Source organism: uncultured Streptococcus sp. (assembly GCF_963521255.1).
Taxonomy (GTDB): Bacteria; Bacillota; Bacilli; order Lactobacillales; family Streptococcaceae; genus Streptococcus.
On sequence record NZ_CAUQTU010000011.1, the window covers coordinates 35,672 to 56,031 of the forward strand.

Sequence of the window (20,360 nt, forward strand, 5' to 3'; positions counted from 1 at the left end):
AAAGCAAGGAAATCTAATGGAATTTTATGACTCTTATTGCGTTTTAATTGCTATAAATTGGGATCAGTATGTGTGGCTGCATCAGGAAGGCGAAAAAATAACCTGGCATGAAAATTTTGCTCATGCAGGTTTTTTTCGTGATTTTAATACAGCTAAAAGGGTAGCAGAAACTCATTTATTAGAAACTTTTGGAGCTATAGGCTTCTATAAGATTGTTGGTTTTTCTACAGATGAACTTGGGTATTTAGAAACTAAGAACTAGATAGCACAATGTGTTTTGGTATTTTGTGATATAATGAATGGAGAATAAGCGATGATTGAAAGGAGTACACTAATCCTATGATATCTACTATAAAAAATTATTATGAAAGGTGGATGAAACGGCATGAACGCCGTTACAAAGAAGCTTTTGGGTACTATAATCGACGGTCAAAAGAGGCAATCTTAGCAGAATTTATAGAGTTAGAAATAAAAAAAGAGAGAAGTTCCCGTAGCTGGAAATTATTGGTAGGTCTAGTATTAACAATCATTTTTTCAAATGATTTAAAACGAATTTTAGCAATCTTATTTTCACCTTTAACAGGATTACCTACTAAGGAATTGAATGAAAGTGTGTTACTGAGTATCATTATAGCACTATTTATAGTTTTGTTATTTTTGACTATTTTGATCTATAATTTTAGCTACTCATTGTTATTGAGACGCTATCTTATTTTGAAACGCTATATAGAAGAACACTATACTTAAATAGAGGAGATGAATTTGAATAGAGATCGAATGTTTAAAGTATTAAAAAGTCCATGTACGCCTTATGTTGTGATAGAGTTAATTTATGTAATAGTTGTTATTTGCTTTAATATTAATCTGGGAAATTTAAATAAGCAACTAACACATCATTTTGATATTGATAAAATGATAAATCAGAAAGATGTATCAATTGCGTCTAATGTCATGTCATATGAAAATAATATATCATGGCACTTTTTGTTTTTTGGAATCTTGTTAATTATCATTGGTTTTATAATACCTATATTATTTTCAATGATAAATAAGTCTAGTTATAAGAGTGAGGAAATCAAAAATGTCATTTGGTTCATTATCTTTATAGTCATACTGGTTAATTTCTTTTTAATTGCTTCAATATCGAAATCTCTTTATAGTCCGATTATCATAGCCACTTTAATAGTGTGTGCTGTAGGAGCATTATTGGGAACTCTTACAATCTCTAATAACTAAACAGTAAAAGGCAGCCGTAATGGCTGTTTTTTTGATGAGGAGAATCAAATGAATTTAGATCAACTTAAGCAGGAGCGAGATGAGCTGATTAAAGATAATGAGTGGGCGGATGGCTTAATTAAAAAGAAGGAAGAAGAACTATGGGAAGTGAAAGTGAGAACGATTGCTGCTTCTGAGTTGGCTAGATCAGCATTGGAATCGGCTTTACGTTCCGCAGGTATCGTAGACACCTTTTACGGCCCAGATAACGGAAAGAAATGAAAGGAAATAGAATGAATACACTACCACAAAAACAATTTAAACGAATGAAGCGTGAAGTTGAGGAGGAAACTGCACGAGGGATTGGTTATTTTGAGGGGATTTTAGAACATATCCCTTCTTACCCCTTATCTGAAGCCGTAAAAGAGTTGGCTTTAGCTGGTTGGATTACACCTCATACAGATGTTATCGATGTCCAGAATATGATTGTTACTGAATCTATAAAATGGATGAACTACCAGGACTTCAAAGAAGTCGCTCCCTACTTATTTTCTTACCCTCGAGAGCAACGAGAGAAAGATTTATTGGTTCAACCAGTAAAAATCTCCAGAGAGTACTTTGAGGAATTAAAGGCCAATGCAGAAGAATTATTTCACTTGAAACAAGACTTGCTTCAGGTTAATAATCAATTAGATGCTAAGATCCAGGAATTGGAGATGGATCAGCTACCCAATGGCGATCAGGTCATTGGAGTTGATCCGGAAGCTGAGGAGGTATTGTTACTACGAACTCCAGAAAATGCTCAGGTTGAGGAGTGGGAGGTTCGTAAAGATGGCTTGATTACTGATTATCGTTCCAATCTTTCAGAATATGCTCAAATTGTAGATGCTTTACTTGAAATGGAGAATCCAGAGATCGATACCATTCTTTACGAAGAAGTAATCAACTATTCTAAGAAAACTTGGCCAGATTCAGAACCGATTCAACTTCCAGAAAATATCAAGGAACTATTGAATCAAGAGGGCAAGCTTGATCCCTCATATTATCAAATAGCCCAGTTTGAAACATTAAAACAAGCTTATATTTATGGGATGATTTCACCTAGCTTTCAGGAACATTTCCCTCATTATTCAGACTTTGTTAGGAACTATGTAGAAGATAGGGAACAATATGAGTTTTTCAACTATCGTACAGAAGCTGTTTCATTAGCTCAGGAAATTCTAGTACCACGTTTAGGAGATATTAACCAGATTTTAGACACTAATAATCAGGAGTTAATCATTCAAGAGGTCGTTGGTTATTCTCAAGGAGAAAGCTGGGAACTAGCTTATTTACGGGATACAAAGACGGAAGACAGAGAATCCGTTCGATTCTATCTTGAAAGTGATATTGGAGCTTGGTATAAGGGAAGTTTGACAGAGTTGGCTGTTATCCGCTTTGATGATATTGATTTAGATAAAGGATTTAATGGCCATCAGGAAGCGGTCTATCATATAGATGAGAACTTGTTAGTTCATGATAAGCTAAAACAAGCTCAGCTTCATATTCCTGATTTAAAACGCTTTGTAGAAGCAGAAGAACTTGAGAGAGAACAGACACAAGATATAGTAGCAGAAAAAGAAGATCCAGAATTTTCATTTTAGGGGGATAACAAATGGTGTTAAGCAAAGAAGAAGCCAAAAGATTATCTATTATTTCTGTTGCAGAACAACTAGGTATGGAGTTAAAGCGTACAGGGAGCCATAGCTATAACTGGGTAGAACATGATTCGTTTGTAATAGATACAAAGAAAAATGAATTTTATTGGAACTCAAGAACTGAGTTTGGAGATGTCATTCAGTTAGTTCAAACCATACGAGGTGTTTCTTACAAGGAAGCGATGCATTTTTTAGAAACTGGAGAATTTAAGGCAGTCGATGTAGAAGTTCAGACGGCCACAAAAGAACCTTTTAGCTATCACTTGGAAAGATATGAGCGTCAGGATTTCAGCGCCTCTAGAAGCTATTTGAAGGCACAGAGAGGCCTTTCAGATGATACGATTAACTTCTTTATTAGCCAAGGGAGTATAGCGGAAGCAATTCGAAAAAAAGGAGACTATTTTGAGCCTGTGATTGTCTTTAAGTATAAAGACAACACAGGCTTTTTAGCTGGAGCGAGTCTTCAGGGAATAGTAGAGAATCGGGAGCACTATCCTGAACGTGGACGCCTAAAACAAATTATGAGAAATTCAGACGGACAACTAGGATTTTCAATTGATATCGGAACACCAAAACGTTTGATCTTTGCGGAAGCTCCAATAGATCTAATGAGCTATTATGAGCTTCATAAGGATAGGCTTCAGGATGTCCGCTTAGTAGCTATGGATGGAGTAAAAGAAGGAATCATTAGTAGACGGTTCATGGAATTGTACGCAGAGATAAATGATAAATCCTATCAAATCAATCAGAATACAGGGAAAGCTCTAGAATTAGTAGTCAGAACAACAAACTATTTTAAAGACGGTCAGCATCAGGATATGATTACCTTGGCTGTAGATAATGATATGGCTGGCCATAAATTTATAACTAGTCTGCAGGAAAAGGGGATTCCAGTACAGATTGCGATTCCACCTATCCTTCAGAGAGACCAGGAGAAGGAAGATTGGAATGACTTTCTGAAGGGAGGGAATAACACTCCTAAAGAGTTAGCACATGTTTATACAGTAGATGAAAAGTCCTGGCATTACCAGGGCTTTTTTGAGAAGGAACTAGCTCTTGCAAAAGCGCAGGAGCTAACTACACAGGATGTAAAAGCCTTTGTGTCAGATGTCCAGCTGACAAAGGAGGAAGTACGTCAAAAATATCAAACAATCATTAATCAAGAAAGAGGGAGAAAAGATAGTATGTCGGAATCGTACGAGAATGGAACTAAGTATGAAGCAGAGGATGTACCAAGTAGTCCTAAAAAAGATGACGGATTCGTTATTCAACCAGAAACACAAGCTATAATTGATTCTGGAGAGGTCAAACAATGGGCTGAACATCCCAATATCTACTTTGTAAAAGGGTTACGTCGAGTTGCTTTAGAACTGACAGAAGAAGGAAAATTTGAACAATCATCTCAATATCTCCCTAAAACGGAGGAGGAAAAAGAGGTGGTAAACAAGTTACTGTCCAAACAAAAAAAGCAAGATGAAGTGGTTTTAGAAGATGATCAGAATTCTGTATTGAACATAGATACTAGCAATTTATCTCCAGAAGATGCGGAATGGCTGAAGCAGAACTGGCATAATATTAGCTTCTCAGTAGAACCTAAAAAACAGATGGTCATTGATGCGGATAAAACAGTGACCTATGAAAAGCCTTCCGATCCTGTTGGATATACTTATGAAGCGCAGGAAGAAATTCAGAGCATAGAAAAAGCTCTTGAGAAGTCTCAAGAGCAAAACGTGAATTCAGAGTATCAAAAAAATGAGAGGACCAATGGTAGTCAGGGGTCTTTACAGCCTAAAGCTGAAGGCAGTCCCACACCCGTACCAGAAGTTGGTACCTTTGAACGCTCTGTTACCAGTCGCCCTACGTTATCCTCTCATTTGTTACATTTTAGCATAAATGAAGAGTTTCAGTCAAGTAATGATGGGCACTATCATTCTATTTCCTCGAATGAATTAGCTAAATTGAATCGTCCAATTCGTAGTCAAACGATTCAGAATGCAGCGCAGTATTATTTGGATGAATTGGCTAACTCTAAGATTTATTATGTCACTCCTGATAAGACTGTACAAGTGAATTTTGAAGAGAAGCACTTTATGCACCTAACAGGGATTAAGCCACTTGCACCAGAGCAGACACCTGAAAAAACTTTACATGATTTTGCAGAGGGAAACGGACACTTTGATAATATTCTTTTGGCTAACAATGATGCGGCTTTTGACAAAATCAACGTCCTGTCAGATCTTTCAGTCGCAACAGAAAGTACATCTTTCTATTTTGATGATTTGACTAATCTTAGACGTTATAATGGGCGCTTTGATAGCCTTATAAAGTCTGATGATAAAGATATTATTTTACTGTTTAAAGAGCTGGAAGAAGAAAATTATATTCCAGTATCAGTATTTCAATCTAGAGCAAGACTAGTCAAAGAACTGGAGACGGTAGATAAAACTCCTATTCTCGCTGTATTCCGTGAACGTGATGGACGAATTGAACAGCTATCGATTAACGAGGATTATATTAAGGATGGGGGCAAAGAATTACAATCGATTATGGAAAATAGCTTGTTTGAGGCAATTCAACCAAATGAGATTGACAAAAATAACTACAATGTTCGCCTCCAATGGGCTGAGGAGCGCCCAGATGGGCCTAGATTGCCTTTTAAAGAAACAGAGCTGATATCTTATCAAGACTTTGCTAGAGAGCTTTACAAGGCGAATCAGAGCTTCTATCAGCTACATCAGGAAGGTCAAAAACAAGTGACTGGTGGTTATCCAGAAGCCTATATCTTTCCAACTAAGATCCAGTTTAGTATTTACGCTCCCGATGGTGAACTGATTCAGGATGGTATCCGTTACAATATTGGTGAAGAGATTAATCCAATCGCCCACAAAGAAAGACTTGGTACACGAGAAATGCTAGAGCATCCAGAGTTGATGAAGATAGATGGGGCATTATTCAATCAGTATCATCTGGAGAGATTGGCGAGTGAACTAGATATTTCCCAATTCAGTTACGCTTTGGAAGATATTCCTTATGCAGATCAACTGCTATCTCAACTCCCTTATGGAGATTTAAAAAATAGTCCTATCGGATTTACAGATAGTAGTTACGATAGCCGTCTTGGTTTTATCTCTTTTGATGGAATGGATAGCGTTGAAGTTGAAAATTTGTCTGCTTGGTTTGAGAAGTTGGGAGTTAAAGATTCGCCTCTTGAACAAGTAGCTCTTGTAGAAAAATGGCAAAAAGAAGTGAATGATTTATCAGAAAAAGTTGAACAAACTATTGCCAATGTTCGAGAAGAATTTGAAAAATTACAAGTCAAAGATTCGCAAGAGACACTAGATAATCGATACGAAAAAATTTATCAGTATAACCGAAAAGATGAGAGGGATCGTGATTTGGATGGTGATGGTATTTCCAATTCTGATGAGATGTTGCAAGGAACAGATCCATACAACGGTGCTTCTAACCTTAAAAAACAGGAAGATAGAGAAAGAAGGACAGATGTTGAAGCGGAAACTGGAGCTATTATAACCGATGCAATTGCTACTAAAAGTTCAGAACAAACCATTTCCCAATTAGTCGCAAATAAAGATACAAAAGCTTTATCTGAACACTTGAAAGAGGGAATGAAGAACTATTTAGATTCAGAACAGTTTAAATCATTCTTGGATACGATGAGTAAGTTTCACAACTACTCACTCAACAATATTCATTTGCTGAAGATGCAAAATCCTAATGTTTCCCAAGTTGCTAGTTTTAATAAATGGAAAACAGATTTTGACAGAACAGTTAAAAAGGGTTCAAAAGCTCTGAAGATTTGGGTTCCGTATCAAGTGAAAACTAAGATTTCTGCTAATCAAAATGAGTTGAGTTTTTCTCCATCTGAGAATGAAATGGAAGAGAAGGAAGTCACAGTTACTCGATTCAAGTTAGGGAATGTCTTTGATGTATCTCAAACAGAAGGAAAAGAATTGCCAAAAGCAATTAATGAATTGACTGGAGATGTTAAAGATTATGAAGATTTGTACCGAGCAGCCAAAGCTGTTTCAATGGATAATCAGGTTTCGATCAGTTTTGAAGAAATTAAAAGAGAGAGCACAAATGGTTATTACTCCCCAGATGAAAATCGAATTGTCATTTCAAAAGGATTGAAGGGTCAAGAACAGATTTTAAAAACCATTTTTCATGAAATGGCTCATGCAGATTTACATAGAGGAACCAGTGCCCAATATGGGGACGACCAATATCGTAAGCAAGAATTACAAGCTGAAAGTGTCGCTTATGTCGTAGCTAATCATTTTGGTTTTGATACAAGTAGCTACAGTTTTGGATATTTAGCTATTTGGGCAAAGGATAAAAATGGTTTTGAAGATATGGTAGAACAACTGCAGGTTGTTCAGAAAGAAGCAAAAAGCTTGATTGATAGGATGGATGCTAAGTTAGAATTAGTGAAACATAAAACTGTGACGAAAGATAAGTTTGCTGATAAACTCCAACAGGCAAAAGAAAAATCTGAGCAGTTGGGGAATCAAAAGGCGGAGGCTGTAAAGCAGGTGGAAGAAAAAAAGTCCCTGAGCAACCCTCGATAATGGAGGCATTAGTCCGTAGGAAGAAAAACAAAAAAGGAGAAACGGAAGATGATTGAACATCTAAAACAAGAAACTTTTGATCTTTTAATGGAGATATTTTTTGAGGATGAGGCTACAGATTCGCCAAAAGTGAATGAAGTCAATCAGCACATTTCACGTAAGGAATGTCTATACATTCTTCGTAGAGATATGCGAATTAAAACAAACTATGAGCTAGAAGAAGTAGAAATGTATCCCATTGCACTTAAAGAAATTGAAGGGATGAGTGATGAACGATTTGAACAACTGAAAGACGAAATCCTTAAAATAGAGATGGTTGATACAATGGAGTTTCTACTAGAAGACTTAAAAATTTAGTTAAACTTTTCCCTCGTGATAGAACAAAAATTCCTTCTTGCAGGGATTAGGGGATTGGGGATTTCCCCAAAGATTTAAAAAGTCAAGAATAGTCAGGGATGGCACCCTGACTAACTTTGACCTTTTTAAAAACAGCATTTGGATATCCAAGTGCTATGCTTGCCAGAAGAAAAGGGGACTGAGCCCCTCAATAGAAAATAGCAGAATAGAGGTGTAAGGTTTTGGAAAATGGAGAAAAACGCAAAAGGCCAGTTCAAAAATTAATCAGATTAACTGAGGAAGAAAATCGGTTCATTTCAACAAAGATTGCAGAATCTGGAATGACAAATTTTAATACCTTTGCCCGAATTATGTTGATTATGGGCGAGGTCAAAATTTTAAATTTTGAAGAATTGAAAGAGTTACGTAAGGAAATAAATCGGATAGGGGTCAATATTAATCAGGTCGCAAAAAAAGTAAACGAAGATAATCAGGCTAGTCTAAATGAATTGAGTCAGATTCTTGAATTGCAGAAACATTTGAAAGATACAGTCAGCCAATTTATCCAAATACAGGAAAATCAAACAAAGGGACAGGACAGATGGTTGTAACCAAAGTTTTGCAGATAAAGGGAGTAGCTTCTTTAGGACGGTCTACAAAATATATTGAGGATGAAGCAAAGACGGTCGAACTGACTGATACAAAAAGTTTAAATAATGCTTTACGCTATATTGAGAATCCATCTAAAACGAGTTTCTTAGAACAAGATGAACAGTTTGAATTTCCAGCAGTGGTTAAAGATGGCCGAGTAGTCAAGCAACTTGTATCTACTTATGGAATTACAGACGCTAGTACAGCGACAGAAGAATTTCTTTTGACCAAAAAGAATGCGGCTCAACGAGCAGGGACAAAAGAACGATCTGACATTCACAATTCAAATCGTGTTTTGGCTCACCACATCATCCAATCATTTTCTCCTGAAGATGATTTAAGTCCACAAGAAATTCATGAGATTGGGCGCAAAACGATTCTAGAATTAACTGGCGGACAACATGAATTTGTCATAGCGACTCACATGGATAAGGGGCACATTCATAATCACATCATTTTCAATTCCACTAATTTTGTTACATTAAAAAAGTTTCGTTGGCAGAAAGGAACGAAAAAAAGTTTAGAGAATATTTCAGATAAGTATGCGGATTTAGCTGGAGCTAAAATTCTCAAAGAGAGATTATGGACTAATCGAAAAACGTATCATGCTTACCGAAAGAAAAATTCATTTCGTTATGAAATTAAATCTCGTTTAGATTTCCTTTTAAAACATTCAAGCTCCTTAGAAGATTTCAAGTCTAAGGCACGAGCTTTAAATCTTGAAGTTGATACTTCAGGGAAGGAAATAAAATATCGTTTAACTGATCAGGAACAAACAAGAAATGTGAGGGATCGTACACTGTCCAAAAAAGGAAATTATTCTTTAGAGAAAATTTCTGAGAAAGTGGTTGCTAACGAGGTGACCTTCTCTGTCGATGAAATAAAATCTGAATATGAAAAGATGGTGGCAGAACGAGAAGATGATTTTGAAATGAGAATCACAGTTGAAGAATGGCAGGTGATGGAAGAAACAAAAAATGGGATCTATCTTGAGATGGAATTTGGTATTAGAAATAAGGGAACCATTCTTATTCCAGCTCATCAGATTGAAAAAGCAGAAGATGGCTCTTATGAAATTTTTATCAGAAAAAATGACTTCTACTATTTTGTTAATCCTGAACACGCTGATAAGAATCGTTACATGAAGGGAGAAACAGTTGCTTCCCAGTTGTCGTATGATAATGGAGAAATGGTTATCCGAAAAAATCCTAAAATCTCAACTTTGGATCAGCTTGTTCGTGAATATAACTATCTATCTGCTCATGGAGTGACAGCAGGACAGCAATTTGATGAATTGTTAAATCGTTTTGAAGAAGAACTAGAAGAAGTAGATAACTTACTTGATAAATTAGATCAACGCTTGGGTGAGCTTAATAAAATTCAGTCTGCATTTCTTGCACTGGAATCAAATAATCCTCAAGAAGTGAAACTAGCTATTTCCATTTTGAAAGATTTGAGAGTAGATCCTAGTACTCGTAAAACTGAGATTGATAAACTTATTAAAGAAGCGACCTTTGAGCGTCAGGCTTTGTATCAACGAGTAGAAGCAATTACAAAAGATTATAAGTTACATCAAGACATTGAGAAAAATGTGGAGCAGCGTAAGGAAAGAGAAACATCATTGTAAAAAATAATTATAAATATAAACATAAACATATTTACAAATATAATTATAATGGTATAATAGAAATATAGAAAAAGGATGTAGAAATAGAATGAAGATTATCACATTTGCCGCTATTAAAGGCGGTGTTGGAAAAACAACTTTGACATTTAATTATGGAGAATGGTTGGCTAGAAAAGGGCATAAGGTTCTGTTTATAGATTTAGACCATCAGTGTAATTTGACTCAATGCTACAATATTTACGAAAGTCAGAATACAATTGCTAATGCTTTTAAAGGGGGCGACGTGGATATTAAGCAAGTCAAGAAAAATATTAGTCTAATTCCAGGTTCAGTTCAGCTGGACTCGGTGGAACGAGATCTGGAGAATAGCGATAAGAAAAATATGCTACTTTATCTTTGGCTAGAGGATAACTACGAAAAGAAGAAGCTGGATCAATTTGACTATATTTTGATTGATTGTAGACCAGACTTTGCGACAGCTACTAAAAATGCTGTTGCGGTCAGTCACGCTATTATTAGTCCCTTGACTCCTTCAGAGTTTGGTTATAACGCCAAATTCAATCTATCAACTCGGTTAGAAGCATTCAGAAAGGATGTAATTGACTATCGTACAAGAGAATCATACATTACTGCTGAGTTATATTTCTTAGCAAATATGATTCGACCAAACTACGGATCATCGAGAGAATTACTGGAAGCCCTGGGACTTGAAGCCAAAGAAAAGGGAACAGATAACCTTCTAGGAATTGTACCAGCAAAAGAGTTATTCAATCATTCCACGATTGATAAGGTCTCTATTGCAGATATGGAGGAGAAACCTGAGCTTTACCAAAAACACAAAAAGTTTTTCACTGAGCTGGAGCAGACTTTTTCAAAAATTTATGATACAATATAATTATATTTATAAACACAAATACAATTATAAACATAATTAGAAGGAGATTGTTATGGCATTTACACCAAAAGAAAAAGAAATTTCGCAGATTATCGAAGCAACCCATCAACCTGAGCAAATTTCAGATGTCGCTAATTTTGAAAGTTTTGAACGCAAAAAGCAATTCCAGTTTACTTTGAAGCCAAGTAATCGGAGAAAGTTAGATCAAGTTGCAAAAGCAGCTGGCGCAAAGTCTGCATCAGATTATCTTGATAAGTGGTTGGAAAGTTTACAATAAAAAAACAGATATAACTATATCTGATTGCTACGAGGAGAAATTATGGATTTAATCACGAGACTCTTAGCAGAGAGAGAAGGAAAAGTACATGGTGGTATTTATGATATCACACAGAAACGCTTTGCTTATAATTCTAACCGAATTGAAGGAAGTCGTCTGACAGAAGAGCAGACTAGCTTAATTTATGAGACAAAGACTATCGCAAATATTGATGCAAAAGGAATCAAAATTGATGATTTGGTAGAAATGAATAATCATTTTAAATGTTTTGATTATATCTTAGATACCGTTAACGAGCCACTGACAGAGGACTACATTAAAACACTGCATCGTATTCTAAAAAGTGGAACAAGTTCTGAGCATAACCCGATAGCTCCAGTTGGTCGTTATAAAGTATTGCAAAATGAGGTAGGAAAAATTGCGACAGCTTCTGTTGAACAGACTGAAGATGAGATGCTTTCTTTACTGATTGGTTATGATTTGAAAAAACAAAAAGATTTGAATTACTTAACAAGCTTTCATGCACAATTTGAAAGGATTCATCCTTTCGCAGATGGCAATGGTCGAATAGGTCGATTGCTTTTGTATAAACAGTGCTTGAAGGAAGGAATTACCCCCTTTATTGTGGATGATACGAATAAAGCAACTTATTATTCAGCACTTGAAGCCTTTCAGGTTCACGATAACAGACAGCCATTATTTGATTATTTCCGATCTGAGCAACTTTTTTATACGAATTATCTTAAAAATAAAGGATTTGAAGGAGCTATCAATGATGAGAAAGAGGGGGACTTCATAAAAAAGTCAGATAAATTCTAAGAAAAGGTGCAACAGTTTAAGTAAGAGGAGACAGTCATTCCTAGAAAAGTAGCTATATTTATAAATATAATTATAAATATAAATATAAATATAAATATAAATATAACTGTAATTATAAAATCTATTCTATTAGTTGTGAGATGATGATTCTGACAACTGTCCTGAGCCTGGTTTTTATATTAGGCTTTTATTTTACCTTGAAATAGAAACATTTGAACTTCTGATACTCAACTAAATCACTTTAGTATTTTTCAATAATAAATAGGGCGTTGATTTTAATTTAAAGAAACAGCCTATTTTATTCTTGGAACAAAAATAAATTTGATGACTTGTTTTAAAAATCATACAATTTTCATAAGAATTGAAAGGGAAATGAAAAATTGTATGAAACAATTTGATGAATTGAGATTTAGTAGCCAGGAACAAGAAAAGACGATACAAAATTTTTTAAAGCATATTGAACAGTATGATGAGTCGATAAGCTCCAGTATGAGATCAAAAGGATATCGTTGTAAAAATCAAGCTGAACGTACCGTAGCTTTTACATTTGGAGAAGTGACCTTTTCTAGAAAACGTTGGTATAAGAATGGTGAATGTAGAATACCAGTTGATGAAATGTTAGGATTAGAAAAGAATGTACGTCATTCACAGGAACTATTGTATCAAGCTGCGGTTCTGGCTACAAAACTACCCTATCGTCAGGTAGGAGAGACAATTGAGATGGTTTATAATGTAACTGTCACTAAAGATACCGTCAATAAGGTGGTTAAATTAGCCAATCAATTACTAGAAGAAAAGGATGATTATCGATTTTTTAAAGAAGAGAAGAAGATTGAAAAAATTAAAGCAGATATCATCTACATAGAAGGAGATGGTGTATATGTGAAAACATCTGAAGATGGTTCTGAAAAAAAGAATATGGATTTATCACATTTTGTAGTTCATACAGGTTCTAAACAGATTGGCCCAAATCGTTTTGAGCTAGAAAATAAAAAAGAGCTTATCCGATTGGATAATCGCTTAGCTCGTAGAGAATTGTTAGATTTATTGGAAAATGAATATGAAATTACAAATGAGACTGTACTAGTTACCAATTCTGATTGTGGCAAGGGTTATACTCCACATGTATTTACTGAAATTGCTAAATCATTTAATGTTAAGAGGCATGAGCATTTTTGGGACGAATATCACTTGAACAAAGAAATCAAAGAATTTACAAAGTCTTATCCGAGAGAGTTGAGAGAAGACTTATTTCAAGCTATTAAAGAGCATAATAAGAAATTATTAAGGCGTACACTAGATACTATAGAATCATTGGTTAGTAGTGAAGAAGGACAAGAAAAATTTGAATATTATTCGAGTAGGTTAATGAGGAATTTTCAGTATACGAAACCAGCGGAGATGAGAGGACTTCCAAAGTCAGGTATTGGGATTATGGAGAGCCAGCATCGAAAAATAACTTATAGGATGAAGCATAGAGGGATGTATTGGACAAGTGAAGGTGGGATAGCCGTAGCGAATATGATATTGTTAGAACGTGAAGGAAAATTAAGAGATTTATTTTTTGGAGAATGGAAGAGGGACTATGATAAGTATACTTCATTGGATCATATCAGTGCGGATAGTGTTCGACCTAAAAATGACTCTAAAGACTACAAACTTCCCCGTTTACATAAAAATATAGAAAAGATATTTAAGATGAAATAATTTAAGTGCTAATTTTAACGAAAACACAAATATAAATAAGCAAAAATTTCTAGTGAGATTTGGGCTTTTTTGGCGTGGAATAATTGACATTTATCCTGATTTTGGTATAATAGAGATATAAAAACAACGAAAAAAGGAGTTGGAAATGAGCCTCCAACTCCGCAGAGTAACACAAACCTAACTTGTATTACTCAGTCAACTAAAATGATAGCATAAGAAAAAATCATTGTCAAGGGCTGAGCATACAAAAATGTTTAGCCCTTTCGTGTATCTGCATATATTTATATGGGAATTTAGGATTTCTCAAAAATCACGACACATACGAATAAAAATTAGCTATTGACAATTATCCTATTTTTAGGTATCATATTGTTTGGGCACCTCTTTTAGAGGTCGGGGCTCCCTAGTTCTTAGGGAGCTATTTTTGTTTTTTCAAGAAGTTATCTTCTTGTATTTTAGTTGTGAATCTGGTGCAGTCGTCCCAGATTATTCTTATTAGTAGGGTCTTGTTTTCTATGTCCCCTCGTAGTTAACAAAGCCTTGAGCATTTTAGAAAGAGGAATCTATGTCTACGAAATATATTTTTGTAACTGGTGGTGTGGTATCGTCTATTGGGAAAGGGATTGTGGCAGCGAGTCTGGGCCGTCTCTTGAAAAATCGTGGTCTCAAAGTAACCATTCAAAAGTTTGACCCTTATATCAATATCGATCCGGGAACTATGAGTCCTTACCAGCACGGGGAAGTTTTTGTGACAGATGACGGAGCTGAGACAGATTTGGACTTGGGTCACTATGAACGTTTCATCGATATCAATCTCAACAAATATTCCAACGTGACAACTGGTAAAATTTACAGTGAAGTGCTTCGTAAAGAACGCCGTGGAGAATACCTTGGGGCAACTGTTCAGGTTATTCCTCATATCACAGATGCTTTGAAAGAAAAAATTAAGCGTGCCGCTCTAACGACCGACTCTGATGTCATTATCACAGAGGTTGGTGGAACTGTTGGGGATATTGAGTCCTTGCCATTCCTAGAGGCCCTTCGTCAGATGAAGGCAGATGTGGGGGCGGACAATGTCATGTACATTCATACAACCTTGCTTCCTTACCTCAAGGCTGCTGGTGAAATGAAGACTAAACCAACTCAACACTCTGTAAAAGAATTGCGTGGATTGGGAATCCAGCCAAATATGTTGGTTATTCGTACAGAAGAGCCAGCTGGTCAAGGAATTAAAAACAAACTGGCCCAGTTCTGTGATGTGGCGCCAGAAGCCGTTATCGAATCGTTGGATGTTGAACACCTTTACCAAATTCCATTGAACTTGCAGGCGCAAGGTATGGACCAAATTGTCTGTGATCATTTGAAATTAGACGCACCAGTAGCAGATATGACAGAATGGTCAGCCATGGTGGACAAGGTCATGAACCTCAAGAAACAAGTTAAGATTTCCCTTGTCGGTAAGTATGTTGAGTTGCAAGATGCCTACATCTCAGTGGTTGAAGCCTTGAAACACTCTGGTTATGCCAATGATGCAGAAGTTAAAATCAATTGGATCAATGCTAATGATGTGACATCAGAGAATGTGGCAGAGCTTTTATCTGATGCGGACGGAATCATCGTACCAGGTGGTTTTGGCCAACGTGGTACGGAAGGGAAAATCCAAGCCATCCGTTATGCGCGTGAGAATGATGTTCCAATGCTGGGAGTCTGCTTGGGAATGCAGTTGACTTGTATCGAGTTTGCTCGTCACGTTTTGGGGCTTGAAGGTGCCAATTCTGCAGAGCTTGCACCAGAAACAAAATACCCTATCATTGATATCATGCGTGATCAGATTGACGTTGAGGATATGGGGGGAACCCTTCGCTTGGGACTTTATCCGTCTAAGTTGAAACGAGGCTCTAAGGCAGCAGCTGCTTATCACAATCAAGAAGTGGTGCAACGCCGTCACCGTCACCGTTATGAGTTTAACAACGCCTTCCGTGAGCAGTTTGAGGAAGCAGGCCTTGTCTTCTCAGGAGTTTCTCCAGATAATCGTCTGGTAGAAATCGTGGAAATTCCTGAAAATAAATTCTTTGTAGCGTGTCAGTATCACCCTGAACTTTCAAGTCGTCCAAATCGTCCAGAAGAACTCTACACTGCCTTTGTGACTGCAGCGGTTGAGAACAGCAATTAGCAAAATCAGAACCTTTGAGAATAATCTCAGAGGTTTTTTGCTTGCATATTTAGGATATGAGTTGCAAATTAAAAACATAGTGATATAATTAACATAAAAAATCCTAAGGAGGATCTACAATGAAAAAAATCACACTATTTGGTTTGTCTCTAGCAGGTCTAGCTTTACTGACTTTTCCTCATTCAGGGCAGGCATTTGAGCTTAAAGAAGAATGGGTTGTTAAGTGTGGGGTGCAGTATCAAGATGGCAAGATTCTTCGGTTTAACAATGGTCATGAAGTGGATATCAAAGTCTTGGATTTGCCAAAAACCGAGAAAATTGAGTGGACGGTTAGTCTCGATGGTCAAGATCAGACAGTCAATTTCCTAGGTCAAGAAAAGGACAAGTCTATGATCGGGGAAGAAGGGCGTTACCTGAATTTCTATGTTCCATATGGCTATAGAGGAGATATCAAGGTAGAAGCTAAGAGCGGAAACGAAGTGAAGACCTGGTCCACTAAAGTGGTTGACGATGTACATCATGAAGGTGGAAAGAGAGGCTACTACCGTATTGAAGAATCCAATGATCAATACACTTACCTCGATGCTAAATGGGATTATCAAACTAAGACTTACACTGCTACCTTACCAGAGACTGTTAATGGTCAAAAAGTTTTTGCTTGGGCAAATTATGATAATGACGAGTTGAAACTTGAAAAACTAAAGTCTGTCAGTCATAAATATGATGATGGAGGATCTTTCAAAGAACTTTATCCAATTGTAAAAGCAGAAAGCTGGTTAAAATCAAACCAAAACTGGTACTATCAAAAACAAGGTCAATTAGTACAGAATGCTTGGGTTAAAGACAAGGGAACTTGGTACTTTATGAATGATAAAGGAGTCATGTTCAATCAAACTTGGCTTTATCAAGGTAGCAACTGGTATGCCTTTAAATCATCAGGAGCCATGATTGCGAGTGACTGGCTTTATGATCAAGGCAAGTGGTACTATTTATCAACTTCAGGAGCCATGAAAGCAAGCACTTGGGTTTATGATAAGGGAGAATGGTATTATGTAAGTTCTTCTGGTGCCATGCTAGCGAATGATTGGGTCAAAGATAATGGTAAGTGGTATTATCTAGCTTCATCAGGTAAGATGCTTCGCAATACCTACACACCTGATGGTTACTACGTTGGCAACTCAGGCGCCTGGCAGTAAGAATAATACTCTTCGAAAATCTCTTCAAACCACGTCAGCTTCATCCACAACCTCAAAACAGTGTTTTGAGCAACCTGCGGTTAGCTTCTTAGTTTGATCTTTGATTTTCATTGAGTATAAGAAGTCCTTTTCCTTAAAGGAAGGGGCTTTTTACTTGCGTTTTTGCTACTTCCTCATTTGTCCTAAAGTCTTTTTTGTGTTAAAATGAATGGTATGAAAGCTAAAAAAATGTGGATGGCAGGTCTGGCTCTGCTTGGTATTGGGAGCCTTGCCCTTGCTACGAAAAAAGTTGCAGATGACCGTAAGCTCATGAAGACTCAGGAAGAGTTGACAGCGATTGTGCGAGACCATTTTTCAGACATGGGGGAAATTGCGACCCTCTATGTTCAAGTTTATGAAAGCAGTCTAGAGAGCTTGGTTGGCGGTGTCATTTTTGAGGATGGCCGTCATTATACCTTTGTCTATGAAAATGAAGACTTAGTCTATGAGGAGGAAGTCTTATGATACAACCAGCAAGTTTAGAAGAATTGGCATCTTTAGTAGAAAAAGATGGCAAGAAGGTTTTCCTTTTTGTGGCGGACTGGTGTGGCGATTGCCGTTATATTTATCCTGCCTTGCCAGAAATTGAGGAGACCAATCCAGAGTTCACCTTTATTCGAGTGGACCGAGACCAGTATATGGATTTGGCCAAACTCTGGGATGTATATGGAATCCCTAGCCTTGTTGTTCTAGAAAAGGACAAGGAAATTGGTCGTTTTGTTAATCGCGACCGTAAAAGCAAGCAACAAATTAACGACTTTTTAGCAGGACTGAAATAGGAGAAAAAGGAAACAATGATTTTTACATATAACAAAGAACATGTCGGTGATGTCCTTATGGTCATCGCGAAGAATAGCGGAGATGCCAAACTGGATGTAGAACGCAAAGGCAAGGTAGCCCGTGTTTTTCTAAAAGAGAATGGAGAAACAGTAGCTTGGAATATTTTCGAAGTTTCAAGTTTGTTTGAAATTGCAGAGCGCGGTCAAGTCTTTTTGACAGATGAGCAAGTCGCTCGTTTGAACCAAGAGTTGCAGGCGGAAGGTTTTAAAGAAGAAATTATCAATGATAAAGAGCCTAAGTTTGTTGTTGGTGAGATTGTCGAGATGGTAGCTCATCCAGATAGTGACCACCTTAACATCTGCCAAGTTGCAGTCGCAAGTGACAAGAATGTACAAATCGTTGCAGGAGCACCTAATGCGCGTGTCGGGTTGAAGACCATTGTAGCTCTTCCAGGAGCTATGATGCCCAAAGGCAATCTCATTTTCCCAGGCGAACTTCGTGGTGAAAAGAGTTTTGGAATGATGTGCAGTCCTCGTGAATTGCATCTGCCAAATGCTCCGCAAAAACGTGGTATTATTGAATTATCAGAAGACCAAGTTGTCGGAACTCCATTTGACCCAGCGAAGCACTGGACTGCCTAAGAAGTTGTTAGTATCTGATAGAGCAGCTAGAAGGAAATAAGATGGCAAAAAATGTAGTGATTACTGGAGCGACCTCAGGAATCGGTGAAGCGATTGCGCGTGCTTATATGGAGCAGCGTGAGAATGTCGTTCTAACCGGACGCCGGACAGATAAACTAGAAGCTCTTAAGGCGGAGTTTGCAGAAGCCTTCCCAAATCAAAAAGTCTGGACCTTTCCACTAGATGTCACGGATATGACCATGGTAAAGACTGTCTGCTCTGATATTCTAGAAACGATAGGTCAGATTGATATTCTGGTCAACAATGCCGGACTGGCTCTAGGTTTAGCACCTTATCAGGACTATGAAGAGTTGGATATGCTGACCATGTTGGATACCAATGTCAAAGGTTTGATGGCTGTTACTCGCTGTTTCTTGCCAGCAATGGTAAAAGCTAATCAAGGACAGATCATCAACATGGGGTCGACCGCAGGAATCTATGCCTATGCGGGTGCCGCTGTTTACTCAGCCACCAAGGCAGCAGTTAAGACCTTTTCAGATGGTCTGCGAATTGATACCATCGCAACGGATATCAAGGTGACGACCATTCAGCCTGGAATTGTCGAAACAGATTTTTCTACAGTGCGTTTTCACGGTGATAAAGAGCGGGCTGCGTCCGTTTACCAAGGAATAGAAGCCTTGCAAGCTCAGGATATTGCAGACACAGTAGTCTATGTGACCAGTCAACCTCGTCGTGTGCAGATTACAGATATGACCATTATGGCCAATCAACAGGCGACAGGTTTCATGGTTCATAAAAACTAAAAAATTTTCTCGAAAAGTTACAAATTTCTGTAACTTTTTTTGATTTCCTACGAATAGATAAGTAGGAGGAAGAAAATATGTATAATAAAGTTATCTTAATCGGACGCTTGACGTCTACACCAGAATTGCACAAAACCAACAATGACAAGTCAGTAGCGCGAGCGACTATTGCAGTCAACCGTCGTTACAAAGACCAAAATGGGGAGCGTGAAGCTGATTTTGTCAATATGGTCCTTTGGGGCAGACTAGCAGAAAGCTTGGCCAGCTACGCAACTAAAGGTAGTCTCATTTCAGTGGATGGAGAATTACGTACCCGTCGTTTTGAGAAAAATGGTCAAATGAACTACGTGACCGAAGTACTTGTTACAGGATTCCAACTCTTGGAAAGTCGTGCCCAACGTGCTATGCGAGAAAATAACGCAGGGCAGGATTTGGCAGATTTGGTTTTGGAAGAGGAAGAATTGCCATTTTAAGCATTAAAAAGTCTGAGTTGCTCTCAGGCTTTTTATCTTGCGAAAGTCAGACTTTTTTCTTGACTATTTCTGACCAAGTGATACAATAGAACTATGATTTAGCACTCAGGTATAAAGAGTGCTAATACTATCTATCTCATTATGGAGGAAATCAGATGTTGAAACCATTAGGGGACCGTGTGGTCTTAAAAGTAGAAGAAAAAGAACAAACTGTTGGAGGCTTTGTCCTTGCTGGCTCAGCCCAAGAAAAAACCAAAACAGCTCAAGTTGTAGCTACTGGACAAGGTGTTCGTACCTTTAACGGTGACTTGGTTGCTCCAAGTGTTAAAGCTGGAGACCGTGTCTTAGTTGAAGCCCACGCAGGTCTTGATGTCAAAGACGGCGATGAAAAGTACATTATCGTAGGCGAAGCTAACATCTTGGCAATCATTGAAGAATAGAA

The 20,360-nt window shown here is 37.3% G+C and carries 21 protein-coding genes; all 21 read left to right on the plus strand.

Annotation, left to right across the window (positions count from 1 at the left end):
- Positions 1 to 16: 16 nt before the first annotated feature.
- The 21 genes from RWP09_RS08065 (at position 17) to groES (ending at position 20,358) form a co-directional block, all read left to right on the plus strand.
- Positions 17 to 262 carry a hypothetical protein gene (locus tag RWP09_RS08065; protein WP_314436290.1) on the plus strand — a complete coding sequence of 82 codons (246 nt, stop codon included), beginning with the start codon at positions 17 to 19 and terminating at the stop codon, positions 260 to 262.
- Positions 263 to 375: 113 nt separating this feature from the next.
- A complete protein-coding gene (locus tag RWP09_RS08070) occupies positions 376 to 747 on the plus strand; it encodes a hypothetical protein (RefSeq protein WP_235219620.1) in 372 nt (123 codons plus the stop codon).
- A gap of 9 nt (positions 748 to 756) precedes the next feature.
- On the plus strand, positions 757 to 1,236 hold the full coding sequence (locus tag RWP09_RS08075) for a hypothetical protein (protein ID WP_399553576.1): 480 nt from the start codon (positions 757 to 759) through the stop codon (positions 1,234 to 1,236).
- A gap of 48 nt (positions 1,237 to 1,284) precedes the next feature.
- Entirely contained in the window at positions 1,285 to 1,497 is a 213-nt protein-coding gene (locus tag RWP09_RS08080) for a hypothetical protein (RefSeq protein WP_314436297.1), read from the plus strand.
- Between the two features lie 11 nt (positions 1,498 to 1,508).
- Positions 1,509 to 2,858 carry a hypothetical protein gene (locus RWP09_RS08085; protein WP_314436300.1) on the plus strand — a complete coding sequence of 450 codons (1,350 nt, stop codon included), beginning with the start codon at positions 1,509 to 1,511 and terminating at the stop codon, positions 2,856 to 2,858.
- 11 nt (positions 2,859 to 2,869) lie between these two features.
- Complete coding sequence (locus RWP09_RS08090) at positions 2,870 to 7,501, plus strand: PBECR4 domain-containing protein (RefSeq protein ID WP_314436303.1); 4,632 nt, start codon at positions 2,870 to 2,872, stop codon at positions 7,499 to 7,501.
- Positions 7,502 to 7,549: 48 nt separating this feature from the next.
- On the plus strand, positions 7,550 to 7,858 hold the full coding sequence (locus RWP09_RS08095) for a hypothetical protein (RefSeq protein WP_314436306.1): 309 nt from the start codon (positions 7,550 to 7,552) through the stop codon (positions 7,856 to 7,858).
- A gap of 221 nt (positions 7,859 to 8,079) precedes the next feature.
- Complete coding sequence (locus tag RWP09_RS08100) at positions 8,080 to 8,448, plus strand: plasmid mobilization protein (protein ID WP_314436309.1); 369 nt, start codon at positions 8,080 to 8,082, stop codon at positions 8,446 to 8,448.
- The gene (locus tag RWP09_RS08105) at positions 8,439 to 10,115 is read left to right on the plus strand and encodes a helical hairpin domain-containing protein (RefSeq protein WP_314436310.1); all 1,677 of its coding nucleotides are present in this window, start codon (positions 8,439 to 8,441) and stop codon (positions 10,113 to 10,115) included. Before RWP09_RS08100 ends, RWP09_RS08105 begins: the two co-directional genes overlap by 10 nt.
- 88 nt (positions 10,116 to 10,203) lie before the next feature.
- Positions 10,204 to 11,010: a ParA family protein gene (locus RWP09_RS08110; protein ID WP_314436311.1), complete on the plus strand. Its 807-nt coding sequence runs from the start codon at positions 10,204 to 10,206 to the stop codon at positions 11,008 to 11,010.
- 52 nt (positions 11,011 to 11,062) lie between these two features.
- Positions 11,063 to 11,287: a hypothetical protein gene (locus tag RWP09_RS08115; protein ID WP_314436314.1), complete on the plus strand. Its 225-nt coding sequence runs from the start codon at positions 11,063 to 11,065 to the stop codon at positions 11,285 to 11,287.
- 42 nt (positions 11,288 to 11,329) lie between these two features.
- Positions 11,330 to 12,106 (plus strand): Fic family protein, encoded by a 777-nt coding sequence (locus tag RWP09_RS08120; RefSeq protein WP_314436317.1) that lies wholly within the window; start codon positions 11,330 to 11,332, stop codon positions 12,104 to 12,106.
- Positions 12,107 to 12,490: 384 nt separating this feature from the next.
- Positions 12,491 to 13,813, plus strand: a complete 1,323-nt coding sequence (locus RWP09_RS08125; RefSeq protein WP_399553577.1) for an ISLre2 family transposase — start codon at positions 12,491 to 12,493, stop codon at positions 13,811 to 13,813.
- A gap of 565 nt (positions 13,814 to 14,378) precedes the next feature.
- Positions 14,379 to 15,986, plus strand: a complete 1,608-nt coding sequence (locus RWP09_RS08130; RefSeq protein WP_314436322.1) for a CTP synthase — start codon at positions 14,379 to 14,381, stop codon at positions 15,984 to 15,986.
- A gap of 119 nt (positions 15,987 to 16,105) precedes the next feature.
- The gene (locus tag RWP09_RS08135; protein ID WP_314436325.1) at positions 16,106 to 17,182 is read left to right on the plus strand and encodes an N-acetylmuramoyl-L-alanine amidase family protein; all 1,077 of its coding nucleotides are present in this window, start codon (positions 16,106 to 16,108) and stop codon (positions 17,180 to 17,182) included.
- 204 nt (positions 17,183 to 17,386) lie between these two features.
- Complete coding sequence (locus RWP09_RS08140; protein ID WP_001013971.1) at positions 17,387 to 17,686, plus strand: DUF4651 domain-containing protein; 300 nt, start codon at positions 17,387 to 17,389, stop codon at positions 17,684 to 17,686.
- Positions 17,683 to 18,000 carry a thioredoxin family protein gene (locus tag RWP09_RS08145; protein WP_000615777.1) on the plus strand — a complete coding sequence of 106 codons (318 nt, stop codon included), beginning with the start codon at positions 17,683 to 17,685 and terminating at the stop codon, positions 17,998 to 18,000. The genes RWP09_RS08140 and RWP09_RS08145 overlap by 4 nt, the downstream gene beginning before the upstream one ends.
- 15 nt (positions 18,001 to 18,015) lie before the next feature.
- The gene (gene ytpR, locus RWP09_RS08150; protein ID WP_314436328.1) at positions 18,016 to 18,642 is read left to right on the plus strand and encodes a YtpR family tRNA-binding protein; all 627 of its coding nucleotides are present in this window, start codon (positions 18,016 to 18,018) and stop codon (positions 18,640 to 18,642) included.
- Positions 18,643 to 18,683: 41 nt separating this feature from the next.
- Entirely contained in the window at positions 18,684 to 19,445 is a 762-nt protein-coding gene (locus RWP09_RS08155) for an SDR family NAD(P)-dependent oxidoreductase (RefSeq protein WP_314436331.1), read from the plus strand.
- Between the two features lie 77 nt (positions 19,446 to 19,522).
- Positions 19,523 to 19,918: a single-stranded DNA-binding protein gene (locus RWP09_RS08160; protein ID WP_000282439.1), complete on the plus strand. Its 396-nt coding sequence runs from the start codon at positions 19,523 to 19,525 to the stop codon at positions 19,916 to 19,918.
- 155 nt (positions 19,919 to 20,073) lie between these two features.
- Positions 20,074 to 20,358 (plus strand): co-chaperone GroES, encoded by a 285-nt coding sequence (gene groES / locus RWP09_RS08165; RefSeq protein WP_314436335.1) that lies wholly within the window; start codon positions 20,074 to 20,076, stop codon positions 20,356 to 20,358.
- The last annotated feature ends 2 nt before the right edge of the window (positions 20,359 to 20,360 follow it).